This is a genomic window from Clostridium sp. MB05 (assembly GCF_046581255.1).
Lineage (GTDB): Bacteria > Bacillota > Clostridia > Clostridiales > Clostridiaceae > Clostridium.
Window position 1 is genome coordinate 2,732,594 of record NZ_CP174370.1, and the last position, 12,419, is coordinate 2,745,012.

Genomic DNA, 12,419 nt, shown 5'->3' on the forward strand with positions numbered 1-12,419 from the left:
ATTATGATAAAAATTGTGTTAAATGGATGTTGCGGCAAAATGGGAAAAGTAATTATTCAATCATCAAAAAATTTTCCTAATATTGATATAGTAGCTGGAATAGATAAATATCCTACTAATGATTGTTATTTTAAAGTATTTAATAAATCTATTGATTTAGATATAGATTACGATGTATTACTTGACTTTTCTAGACCTGAAGCTCTTAAAGACATTTTAGATTTGTCTTTAAAAAATAATAAACCTATCATACTTTGCTCTACAGGTTATTCAGAAGAAGATTTATTACTAATTACTGAAAAAAGCAATAATATTCCTATATTTAGATCTGCTAATATGTCACTAGGTATTAACTTATTAAATTCACTATTAAGAAAAATAGTACCTTCTTTATATGAAAATTATGATATTGAAGTAGTTGAAAAACATCACAATCAAAAAATTGATTCTCCAAGTGGAACTGCTCTTTTACTTGCTGATACAATAAAATCTGCTATTCCAAAAGAAACAGTATATATATACGGAAGAAGTGGGGAAAATAAAAGAGAAAAAAATGAAATAGGAATTCATGCCGTTAGAGGTGGATCAATAGTTGGAGATCATGAAATTATATTTGCTGGAGCTGGAGAAGTAATAGAACTATCTCATAAAGCTATATCTAGAGAAGTTTTTGCAGTTGGAGCCTTAAAGGCTTGTGAATATATGAGTAAAATAACTAAGGCCGGTTTATATAATATGAATGATGTATTAGGAATTTAAATGTATTAAAAAGAGATAAGATTAATTCTTATCTCTTTTTATTTTAAGAATCTATTTCCAGTTTAAAAATCTTCTATAGTGTAAAACTATAATATCATCAATTTATAAGGAGGCTTAATTATGGCAAAAGATAGTCAACCTGACAATAAGAAAGCTAGAATGGAAAAATGTAATTATCAAACTCCAATAACTGAAGAAGGTCATAATCATAATCCAAATGCTAAACATAAATCTATCAAAAAAGAAGGATCTTCAAGTCAACACTTTAATAGATTTGGAAATTAAAAAAGAAGAGTCTTCCGACTCTTCTTTCAATTAATTATTTTTACTCTTCTATATATGCATTATTAAAGAATACATGTCCTAAAGTTGAAACTCTAACGCCTTTAACTTCTGGCTTAGCTCCCTTAACTTTAGTGTAGTAGTATAATGGGATCATTGGAGCTTCATCCATAAGTATATCTTCAGCTTTTCTCATAATTTCCCATCTCTTAGTTGAATCTGTTTCTTTTCTAGCATCTGCAAGTAACTTATCGTATTCTGCATTTGAGAATCCTGCATCGTTATTTCCGCCGCCAGTTTCAAATAAATCTAAGAATGTCATTGGATCAACATAGTCTCCATTCCAACCATGTCTAGCAATTTGGTATCCACCTTGTTGTCTTGTATTTAAGAATACCTTCCATTCTTGGTTAGTTAATTCAGCTTTTACACCAATTTTAGCCCAATCTTGTTGAATAACTTGAGCTATATCCTTGTGAGATCCTTCAGTATTATACATAAATTCAAATGTTGGAAGTCCTTCACCATTTGGATATCCAGCTTCAGCTAATAGCTTCTTAGCTTCTTCTGTATTAGCTTGATTTGGATTAAAGTATTCTTTGCTTGCAAACTCTTCACCTTTACTATTTAAAATTCCCTTTGGAACATAGCTATATGCTGGAACTTGTCCTGCTTTAGTAACTTTTTCAACTATACCTTTTCTATCAATTGCAAGTGATAAAGCTTGTCTTACTTTTTTATTACTTAAAGCTTTTTTAACTTCTGGTGATGATATAGTATCTTGCTTACCAACATTAATTACTAACATGTATGTTGCAAGATTTGGATAAATTGTAACTAAACCTTCATTTTTACCAGCTTCAATTTCTGCTGGAGGAACTGTATCAACCATATCAAATTCCCCTGCTTTTAATGAAGAATATGCAGTGTTTTGGTCAGTAACTAATTTATAAACTATTCCTGGAAGTTTAATTTCTTTCTTATTCCAATAATTATCATTCTTTTCAAAAACTAATTGATCTTTCATATCCCATTGAACTAATTTGAAAGGTCCATTTGAAACATAAGTTTCTGGATTAGTTGCCCATGTATCTGGATTAGCTGAAACTATATCTTCTCTTAATGGAACATAATTTGTAAATGCAGTAAGTTCTGGGAAGTAATCTGTTGGTGATTCTAATGTTACCTTTAAAGTATGATCATCTACAACTTCTATTCCTAAATCTTCTCTTTTAGCTTTTCCATCATAGAAATTTTTTGCATTCTTAATATAGAAAAATTGGTATGCATACTCTGCTGCTGTTTCCTTAGTTAAAGCTCTAACCCATGAATATTCAAAGTCTTTAGCTGTAACGTCTTTTCCATCTGACCATTTAGCATCCTTTCTTAATGTAAAAGTGTAAACTAATTTATCGTCAGAAACATCCATCTTTTCAGCAACCCCTGGAATTGCCTTTTCATTTTCATCTAGTCTCATTAGCCCTTCAAAAGCATTATCAATAACAGTTCCTGATTCTGCTGCTGTATTTAGAGTTGGATCTATTGTTTCTGGATCTGAACCTAAGTTGTAAATTAATTTTCTTCCACCATCACCTGAATCACCTTTTCCGCAACCTGCAAAAACAGACATTCCAAGTGCAAGCGTTAGTGCAACTGCACAAATTTTTCTTAGCTTATTGCTTTTCATTGTTTTTCCCCCTTAATATATAAGTTTTATACTAATTGCTTATGCAATAAATAACTAATCATTAAATAAATGACATGCTACAAAGTGACCTGGCTCTACTTCTTTAAGCTCTGGATCTACTTCTCCACAAATTGGCTTAGCATATTTACATCTACCTTTAAATCTACATCCTGGTGGCGGATCTATTGGTGATGGTATATCACCTTGTAAGACTATTCTTTGATTTGTTTTAGCCACCTGCGGATCTGGAATTGGCACAGCAGAAAGTAAAGCTTGTGTATATGGATGTTTAGGTTTTAAATAAACATCATCAGCTGGTCCCTTTTCAACCATTTTACCAAGGTACATAACACCTATATGAGTTGATATATGCTTAACCATTGATAAATCATGGGCTATAAATAAGTAAGTTAGCCCAAACTCTTCTTGAAGCTCTTCTAACATATTGATAACTTGTGCTTGAATTGAAACATCAAGCGCAGAAATCGGTTCATCACAAACTATAAAGTCTGGTTGTACTGCAAGAGCTCTAGCAATACCTATTCTTTGTCTTTGCCCACCTGAAAACTCGTGAGCATATCTATTTATATGACTTCCATTTAAGCCAACTCTATCTAATAAATACCTAATTCTTTTATTTCTTTCTTCTCCCTTATATAACCCATGAATGTCTATAGCCTCACCTATAATATCTCCTACAGTCATTCTTGGATTTAAAGAAGCATATGGATCTTGGAATATCATCTGCATGTTCTTTCTTAAAGAAACCATTTTCTTCTCACTATGATTAGTTATATCTTCACCATTAAAAATTATTTGTCCTGAAGTTGGTTCATATAGCTTTAAAATAGTTCTACCAGTAGTAGTTTTACCACAGCCTGATTCTCCTACTAACCCTAAAGTTTCTCCTCTTTTAATACTAAATGATACATTGTCTACAGCTTTAACAAAGCTTTTATTGGAAAATAATCCTTTATTTACAGGGAAGTATTTGCAAAGATTTTTAACTTCTAAAATAACATCGTTTTTCTTTTCCATTATTCTTCCCTCCTTATTGGTGACTCTACCTTTGGTGCATTTTCATGACATAACCAACAAGCTGCTCTATGTCCTTTTGATATTTCAAATAAAGGTGGTTGGTTCTCTATACAAACCTTCATTGCATACTTACATCTAGCTGCAAATGGACATCCTACTGGTGGTTTTAATAAATCTGGTGGCTGTCCTTCAATCGGTGTCAATTTTTCTTTTATTTCACTTTTAGGATTAGGAACACTATTTAGTAATCCCCAAGTATATGGATGTCTTCCATTATAGAATATATCTTCATCTGATCCTTCTTCTACAACAATTCCACCATACATAACATTTATTCTTGAACAAAGGTCTGCTACAACTCCTAAATCATGTGTAATTAAGATAATTGAGCTATTAACCTTTTCTTTTAAATCTTTCATTAAATCTAATATTTGTGCTTGTATTGTAACATCTAATGCTGTTGTTGGCTCATCAGCTATTATAAGGTTTGGTTCACAAATAAGACTCATAGCTATCATAACTCTTTGTCTCATACCACCTGAAAATTCATGTGGATATTGCTTAAGCCTTTTTTCAGGACTTGGGATACCTACCATGTCTAACATCTTAATAGCTTGTTCATTTGCTTCTTTTTTAGAAATCCTCTTATGCTTTATTAGATGTTCTGTCAGTTGCTCTCCTACTGTATATAGAGGATTTAATGATGTCATAGGATCTTGGAAAATCATAGCCATTTCATTTCCTCTAATTTTCTGCATAACTTTTTCATTTGGATTTGTTATATCAGTTCCATTAAACATAATAGTATCCGCATCAATAACAGCATTATCTGCTAATAATCTCATAATTGACATCATTGTAACTGATTTACCACAACCAGATTCCCCAACTATACCTAAAGCTTCTCCTTTATCTAAGTGTAAGGATACTCCTCTTACTGCTTGTACATCACCTATATGTGTTTTAAAGGAGGTTTTTAAATTTTTAACTTCTAATAATCTACTCATCTGTCATTCCTCCTATCTCTTATTCTTAGGATCTAAAGCTTCTGTTAACCCATCACCAAATAGGTTAAATGCTAATATAATTAAACAAATCATTCCAGCTGGGAATAATAATTGATACGCTGCTGTACTTAAAAGTCCACTAGCATCATTTGCCAATGTTCCAAGTGAAGCAAGTGGTGCGTTTATACCTAAGCCTATAAAACTTAAGAAAGCCTCTGTAAATATTGCTTGTGGTACAAATAATGTTAAAGTTACTAATATAGATCCCATTGTGTTAGGAATTAAGTGTCTAAAAAGTATTCTTGCCTTTGAAGCTCCAAGAGCTTTTGCTGCTAATACAAATTCTTGTTGTTTTAATTGAAGAATATCTCCTCTTACTATTCTTGCCATACCTACCCAATAAGAAATAGCCATTGCTAGAATAATAGTAGTTAATCCTGAAGATCCTTCTTTCTTAAATGTAGCCATTAATATGATTACATAAATTTGATTTGGTATAGCATATAAAACGTCAACTATTCTCATCATTATATTGTCTACTCTACCACCAAAGAAACCAGCAACTCCTCCATATACTACACCAATAACTAAATTTATAGCTGCTGCTGATACTGCAATTATAAGAGAATATCTAGCTCCATACATTACTCTTACAAATAAGTCTCTTCCTAAATTATCAGTTCCAAACCAATGCTGAGCACTTGGTCTTAAATCTGTTGCTTGTAAGTTTGTATCGTAATAAGTATATCCCATTGTTTTTTGCATTATAATTGGTCCTAAAGATGCAAATAAAATTATTATTCCTATCATTATTAATGAAAATAATGCTACTTTATTACTTTTTAATCTTCTCCAAGCATCAGCCCAATATCCAACGCTTGGTCTAACTATTTGTTCAAAGTTCTTTTCCTCTTCGCTTAAAGGAGTAAATAGTTCTTTATCTATATTTAAATCCATTTTTAAATCTTCCATGCCTTTACCCCCACTTACCCTTCTAGTTTAATTCTTGGATCTATAAACACGTATATTATATCTACTAGTAAGTTACATATTACTATTAAGGTGCAATAAAATGTTGTAACTCCTAATAATGAACTATAATCTCTATTAGTTATTGATAAAGTAAATTCATTTCCAAGCCCAGGTATAGCAAATATTTTTTCAACTACGAAAGAGCCTGTTAATACTCCTGCTACTAATGGTCCTAAGTAAGTAACTACTGGAATTAATGAATTTCTTAATGCATGTTTAAATACTATTGTTTTTCCACTTAACCCTTTAGCCTTTGCAGTTCTTATATAATCTGATTTTAATACATCGATTAATTTACTTCTTGTTAATCTTGTTATGAATGCCATTGAACTTCCTGAAAGTGCTATAACTGGCATTATATAATTTTTAGGTTTGCTTAATCCAGTAGCTGGTAAGAAACCTTTAATCTGTACTGTAAATATATATATTAGAAATGTTCCCATTACAAAGCTTGGTATTGTTATACCTAGTGTTGCTAGCAGCATACAAACTCTATCTGGCCATTTATCTGCTTTTAATGCAGCTATTATTCCAAGTAGAACTCCAACTCCAACTGAAAATACTATTGATACTGCACCAACTTTAGCTGAGTTTGGGAAACTCTTTTTTATTGTTGTTAAAACGTCTCTTCCTTTATACTTCATTGATTTACCAAAATCACCTTTTAATAAATTCTTCATATAAATTGTATATTGTTCCCCAACAGGTTTGTCCAACCCATATTTTTCGTTTAGCTGGGCTTTCATGTCCGGTGTTATTTTTTCTCCATCAAATGGACCACCCGGCATCATTCTTACTAGAAAGAATACTATAGTCACAACTGCCCAAATAGTAACTATACTAGTTAAAAGCCTCTTTCCTATATACTTTACCATTTGTTTTCAACCCCCATTCATCATTCTACACACATTCCATTTTGTAGATATTAATAATTATATTATATTATTAAAATTTGTCAATTAACATTTTAAATTTATATTCAGTATTTTAATAATATATCAATAATACCTATCTTTTTTTTAAAATTTATAAAAGAACCCCCGAAACATTGGTAAACGCTTACACTTACTTTTTTACTCATTTCTGCAAGTATAAATATTAATCCTTCATTTTTCTAATTATTATTAATTTACTTTTATTTTAATAGAATATATTTATTAAATTTTAATTTACACGGACAATTATATAAATTTGTTCGTTTATAGTGAACATATATTTTCTAATTCTCATAGAATTATTACGCATAATTATAAACTATTTATAAAAACTGATTAGCATAAAAGCTTTACTATAATGCTAATCAGTTACCTATTATTAAATGTGTAATTTATTTATATAATTCTCTAACTTATCTATATATTAATAAATTAATATTCTATTCCTTTTCTGGCATCTACGCCTTTTTCAAAATAATGTTTAATGCATTTCATTTCTGTAACTAAATCACTTTTTCTTAAAATTTCTTCTGGTATATCCCTTCCTGTTAAAATAAGTTCCATATTAGTAGGTTTATTATCTATAATATATAGAACTTCTTCAACTGTTAAGAACTTATTATATAAGACTCCCATTATTTCATCTATAATTAATACATCGCATTTATTATTTCTTATTGTATCTAAAATAAATTTATATCCTTCTTTAATTTCAAGCTTTAATTCCTCTTTTTCTTTTTCGTTTAAATTCCAAACAAAATCTCTTGGCTTTTCAAATCTAAATAATTCGAAGTTTTCTCCAAGCTCATCTATAGTTTTTAATTCTCCTGTTGGACCACCTTTTAGAAACTGAAGCATATATATCTTTAATCCATTTCCATAGGCTCTCATTCCTTGACCTATGGCAGCAGTAGTTTTACCTTTACCATTTCCTGTGTACACTTGAACTAATCCTTTATCCAATTTCATTCTATCAACTCCTTTTTTTTATAAATTGTACATTATATATAAGTGTATTGTAAACATAATATACTTTATCATTATTTTATTATTTTTCTATGTATATACCCTTAATATATTATTTCTATATTCTCATTTTATAATACAGTGCTGATAGTTTCCTATATAATCATACATTATATAGGAAACTATAAAATTCATACTTGTGCATACTTAATTATAAGAAAATAATTTATAAAAAAGTGCACATATGTAAATTTGCCTATTCCGTCACTTCGCTCCAAGTCATCACAAACTTACATATGTGCACTTGAAAACTGAAGGAAGGAAATTATAAAGAGTTATTCATAGAGTAAACTTTTTATAACTTCCTAAAGAATAAATGATTAAAGGTGAAAAGCAAGCTTTTCACCTTTATTTTATACTACATTACTTCTTCTTCACTAACTTCATGTTCTAAATCTAAATTATCATTTTGAACTCTTTCCATCTTTGATACAGATACTTCATATGCTATTTTCTTTATAACATCTGTATCGCTAACTTTCTTTTGATACTCTCTACTTTGTAATCTTCCCCAAACTCTAATGTTATCTCCAACCTCTAAAGATTGGCAGAATCTTGAATTTCTTCCCCATGCTATTGTTGGAATATAATCTGATTTATTATATGCTCTATTAACTGCTAATAGTACATCTGCAATTTCTCTTCCAAAAGGAGTTGTTCTATAAACAGGTTCCTTGCATATATACCCATCTAAGAAAATTTCATTAGGATTCTTACTTCTTTCAATACAAGGTTCTATATTTCTTGCAAAAACAGTTAATATAAGTTTATTTGATCCATCAACAAACTTATTATATGACCTCAATTGACCATCTACTATTATTTCTTTACCAATAGATAAGTCCATATTAGCTATAAGTCTTTCTGATACTGTTATGTTTAAAACATCAACTGAATCACTAAGTCTCATAACCTCCATTGAAAATGTATAAAACCCTTCCCCATACATTTCATGGCTAAATTCTAGTTCTGATATTACTGTTCCCTCTAAATAAATTTTGTTATTTAACATCAAGTTGTCCATCATTAACCCTCTCTCCCTTAGTAATAATTTTAATCGATTGCATTTTTAACCCCACTGGATACATTTCCATTATAATACATTATATCATCATTTTTCAATATTTTTTAATTTATTTTTTTATTTGTTCTCCTTTATCATCAACATAATAATCCTTCTCATATATCATTTCACCCACTGGTATGAAGGAATATCCTTCTTCTTTAAGTTTTTTGATTATTTTATCTAGATTTCCTGGAGTGTACTTTGCATTGTTATGAAAAAGTAAAATTGAACCTGGAGCAATTTTTTTCATAACTCTATTATACTCCTCATAAGCTCCTTTTTGCTTCCAATCAACAGAATCTATATCCCATTGAATACACTTATATCCTTGTTTATTTACAAAATCAAAGGACTTTTTATTGTAATCACCACTAGGAAACCTAAATAATTTAGGTTTAACTGCTGCTGTTTCTTCTATTATTTTATCAGTTTTATCAAGTTCCTCCTTCATCCTATTTTCATCTATCTTGGTAAACATAGGATGAATATAGCTATGGTTTCCTATTTCATGGCCTCCCTCCTTTATACTAACAAGCTTTTCTCTATTTTCTTCACTATAATTAACCCAACCTCCCATTATAAAAAAGGTTGCCTTTACATTATATTTATCTAGTATCTCTAATATGTTATAAATTTCATCTTTTTCAGCCCAATTTATGTCAAATGTTAAGGATAAAACTTTTTCTTCTTTGTTTACTCTATAAATAGGTCCTTCATTAAATGTTTCTGATAAAACATATTTAAAATTTTCTTTAAATAAAACAGAAAAAATCATAGTGCACACTAATAATGCTAAACTTATTAATACTCTATATCTCCTTCTCACAAAAAACTCCTGTAAATTAATGTTATTTATTTATATTCTTTATAAATAATATTAATGACTATAATATCAACTTAGTAAAATTTATGATATAATTAATATATACTTTCTAAAAGGGAGGTTTAATATGTACGAAAACTCAGCAGAACTAGCAGAAAACAAGTTATTAGTTTTATATGTAATAGAGTCATTAAAATATCCTATTACTAATACTCAACTAACTGAAATTATATTGGAAAATAATTTTATAAACTATTTTACTCTTCAACAATATATTAGTGAACTTGTTTCATCAGAATTTTTAAGATATGACATAGTGAATGATAAAAATTTAATTTATATAACTGAAAACGGATCAAATGTTCTTTCATTTTTCTCTGATAGAATATCTTCAATAAAAAAGAAGATAATCGATGACTATCTTCTTTCAATGATTGATTCCATAAAAAAGGAGTTAACTATTAATAGTGATTATACTTTAGGAAAAGATAATGCTTTTATAGTAAATTTACAAGCTTTAGAAAATGAGAATCTTTTAATATCTCTTAAAGTTTCTGTTCCATCAAAAAAACAAGCATTATCATTATGTAACAGATGGAAAAGCAATCCATCTGATATCTACACTAAAATAATGAACTCTTTATTCAGTGATTCTGACTAATATAAAGTCATAGCATTAGGCTCTTTTCCTACTGTTATGACTTTTATTTTATTTTTCTTTAGATTAATGCACATAACTCTTCCATTTAAATAATCTGATACAAATGTTGTTTCACCATATTTAACTATTGACTTAGGCATTCCTCCTAAATTCATTTTACTTAAATTACTAAAATCACGTTTATTTATTATACTAAGGGTTCCATCTACAAAATTACAAACATATATACCTTCCTCATCTTCCACAATATCTATAGGAACCTTTCCGACCTTTATCCTAGCTAGTGACTCTAATCTTGATAAGTTAAATACCTCAATATAACCTTCCTTGTCATCTCCCATATAACTTTCACATACATATAATAATCTTTTATCCTTAGAAATTTTAATTTTAGTTGGATATTCTAAAGTTGTTATATCTTTAATTACCTTATTGGTATTTATATCTATAACAGATACATTATTGCTTTGAAAGTTAGAAACAAATATTAGACCAAGTTCCTTAGATACCTCTATATTATGTGGCCAATTATTAACATGTATTTCTAACGCAATCTTATTTTCTTTTAAATCATAAATAATAATAGTATTTGATTCAGAGCATATAATATATAAATAATCCTTATATCTTACTAAATCATTTGGATGAGCTCCTATATAAATGCTATTTTTTTCCTTTAATGTATCCATATTTATTATTGATATCGAATTACTATAACTATTAGCAGTATAAGCTATATTTTCATTAATGCAAATACCACTTGGTCCTAAAGGTCTTTCCCCAGTAGTTAAAAATATTTCTTCACTCAAAAAATTTTCTATAGATAGTTTGCTTATAGAATCACTACCTGTATTACAAATAATTAAAGATTTCATTAATATAGCACCTCCTTTATATTAGAAGCTATTTATTAAAACTTTATAAAGATTGATTATTATATACTTTTATAGCTACTCATAATATCTTAAATACTATGTACATTTATAATATATTCCTACTTAAAATAAATGAGACAACTTTTTATCTTTTATATCATATTTCTACATTTCCTCTTCATTTCTACTTAATATAGATATATAATATGTTTTGTACAATATTGTATAAAGGAGGGATATAATATGTTTGTTTATAAAACTAAAGGGGTTTGTTCTACAGAAATACATATAAATGTAGAAAATAATACTATAAAAAACGTTGACTTTATCAGAGGTTGTCCTGGCAATCTTATTGGAATATCAGCTTTAGTGAATGGAATGAATATTGATGAAGCAATATCTAGGTTAAAGGGGATAACATGTGGAAATAAAGATACATCTTGCCCTGATCAACTTTCTAAAGCACTAGAAGAATATAAAAAATCTGCATAATAAAAAGGAGTACTTCTACTCCTTTTTATTATAGTTTTTTATTTCATTAACTACATTTTCTCTTATCTCTTTTATAGGAAATTCTTTCCCTGGACAAAGTGTTTTATATACATCTTTATGCCCTAAAATTTTATATATATCATATTTTAATGATATATATACTGAAAGCTTATATAAACTTTCTAACTGCTCTTCATTTGGATGTTCTTCTTCAAAGTTCCCTTCCAAGCATATTCCTATAGAAGTATTATTTTCACCTTTTGTATGTGCTCCTTCTGCATTTTCTGGTCTGCAAGAATAAATTCTTCCATCTTTTCTTATATAATAATTATATCCTATTCCTTTCCATCCCTTTTCCTTATGATATTCATTTATATCTTCAGGACCCCATATACTTCTTGCAGCATGATGATATATTATCTTGTCTGGTATATTGCTTAGTTCTAAATTTTCTTTCCATTTGTAATCTAAGTTTATAATATTTAAATTTTTCTCTAGTATATTTAATTGATTATCATCAATATCTATATTGTAAAACTTTCTATAGCTTATTTTAAAATAAGATCTTATAGCATCTCTTGAAAGTATTACTATAATAATTATTAATAATATTACTGTTACTATTAAATATATTTTTTTAACCTTCAATTCTATTTCCTTTCTATAATATATATTTATTAATATATTATTAAAACTTTTAAATTATTATAAAAGGAGTAAATATTCTCTCCATAGA

General features: G+C 28.6%; 14 protein-coding genes. 4 read left to right on the forward strand and 10 right to left on the reverse strand.

What is annotated here, in order from left to right; all coding sequences use genetic code 11:
• The first annotated feature begins 3 nt into the window (after positions 1 to 3).
• Both dapB and ACH36K_RS12800 read left to right on the forward strand, forming a co-directional pair.
• Positions 4 to 759, forward strand: a complete 756-nt coding sequence (dapB, locus tag ACH36K_RS12795; protein ID WP_411168003.1) for a 4-hydroxy-tetrahydrodipicolinate reductase — start codon at positions 4 to 6, stop codon at positions 757 to 759.
• Positions 760 to 879: 120 nt separating this feature from the next.
• On the forward strand, positions 880 to 1,044 hold the full coding sequence (locus ACH36K_RS12800; RefSeq protein ID WP_411168004.1) for a hypothetical protein: 165 nt from the start codon (positions 880 to 882) through the stop codon (positions 1,042 to 1,044).
• Positions 1,045 to 1,084: 40 nt separating this feature from the next.
• On the opposite strand, the gene ACH36K_RS12805 is transcribed toward ACH36K_RS12800, so the two are convergent.
• The 8 genes from ACH36K_RS12805 to ACH36K_RS12840 all read right to left on the reverse strand — a co-directional run bounded on the left by ACH36K_RS12805 (position 1,085) and on the right by ACH36K_RS12840 (position 9,607).
• Entirely contained in the window at positions 1,085 to 2,728 is a 1,644-nt protein-coding gene (locus ACH36K_RS12805) for a peptide ABC transporter substrate-binding protein (RefSeq protein WP_411168005.1), read from the reverse strand.
• A 54-nt stretch (positions 2,729 to 2,782) separates the two neighbouring features.
• Positions 2,783 to 3,766 (reverse strand): ABC transporter ATP-binding protein, encoded by a 984-nt coding sequence (locus tag ACH36K_RS12810; RefSeq protein ID WP_411168006.1) that lies wholly within the window; start codon positions 3,764 to 3,766, stop codon positions 2,783 to 2,785.
• Positions 3,766 to 4,773: an ABC transporter ATP-binding protein gene (locus ACH36K_RS12815; RefSeq protein WP_411168007.1), complete on the reverse strand. Its 1,008-nt coding sequence runs from the start codon at positions 4,771 to 4,773 to the stop codon at positions 3,766 to 3,768. Before ACH36K_RS12815 ends, ACH36K_RS12810 begins: the two co-directional genes overlap by 1 nt.
• 12 nt (positions 4,774 to 4,785) lie before the next feature.
• Positions 4,786 to 5,745, reverse strand: coding sequence for an ABC transporter permease (locus tag ACH36K_RS12820; RefSeq protein WP_411168008.1), 960 nt, complete (start codon positions 5,743 to 5,745; stop codon positions 4,786 to 4,788).
• A gap of 14 nt (positions 5,746 to 5,759) precedes the next feature.
• Entirely contained in the window at positions 5,760 to 6,680 is a 921-nt protein-coding gene (locus ACH36K_RS12825) for an ABC transporter permease (protein WP_411168009.1), read from the reverse strand.
• Positions 6,681 to 7,172: 492 nt separating this feature from the next.
• Complete coding sequence (locus tag ACH36K_RS12830) at positions 7,173 to 7,709, reverse strand: cob(I)yrinic acid a,c-diamide adenosyltransferase (protein WP_411168010.1); 537 nt, start codon at positions 7,707 to 7,709, stop codon at positions 7,173 to 7,175.
• Positions 7,710 to 8,124: 415 nt separating this feature from the next.
• Positions 8,125 to 8,790 carry a single-stranded DNA-binding protein gene (locus ACH36K_RS12835; protein WP_411170701.1) on the reverse strand — a complete coding sequence of 222 codons (666 nt, stop codon included), beginning with the start codon at positions 8,788 to 8,790 and terminating at the stop codon, positions 8,125 to 8,127.
• A 109-nt stretch (positions 8,791 to 8,899) separates the two neighbouring features.
• Positions 8,900 to 9,607, reverse strand: a complete 708-nt coding sequence (locus ACH36K_RS12840; protein WP_411170702.1) for a polysaccharide deacetylase family protein — start codon at positions 9,605 to 9,607, stop codon at positions 8,900 to 8,902.
• Positions 9,608 to 9,782: 175 nt separating this feature from the next.
• Between ACH36K_RS12840 and ACH36K_RS12845 the strand changes: the two genes are divergently transcribed.
• Positions 9,783 to 10,316, forward strand: coding sequence for a DUF4364 family protein (locus ACH36K_RS12845; RefSeq protein ID WP_411168011.1), 534 nt, complete (start codon positions 9,783 to 9,785; stop codon positions 10,314 to 10,316).
• On the opposite strand, the gene ACH36K_RS12850 is transcribed toward ACH36K_RS12845, so the two are convergent.
• Entirely contained in the window at positions 10,313 to 11,191 is an 879-nt protein-coding gene (locus ACH36K_RS12850; RefSeq protein WP_411168012.1) for a YncE family protein, read from the reverse strand. The two genes, ACH36K_RS12845 and ACH36K_RS12850, sit on opposite strands and share 4 nt — an antisense overlap.
• Before the next feature lie 243 nt (positions 11,192 to 11,434).
• Between ACH36K_RS12850 and ACH36K_RS12855 the strand changes: the two genes are divergently transcribed.
• A complete protein-coding gene (locus ACH36K_RS12855; RefSeq protein WP_411168013.1) occupies positions 11,435 to 11,683 on the forward strand; it encodes a TIGR03905 family TSCPD domain-containing protein in 249 nt (82 codons plus the stop codon).
• Between the two features lie 15 nt (positions 11,684 to 11,698).
• On the opposite strand, the gene ACH36K_RS12860 is transcribed toward ACH36K_RS12855, so the two are convergent.
• A complete protein-coding gene (locus ACH36K_RS12860; RefSeq protein WP_411168014.1) occupies positions 11,699 to 12,331 on the reverse strand; it encodes a peptidoglycan recognition family protein in 633 nt (210 codons plus the stop codon).
• Positions 12,332 to 12,419 lie beyond the last annotated feature (88 nt).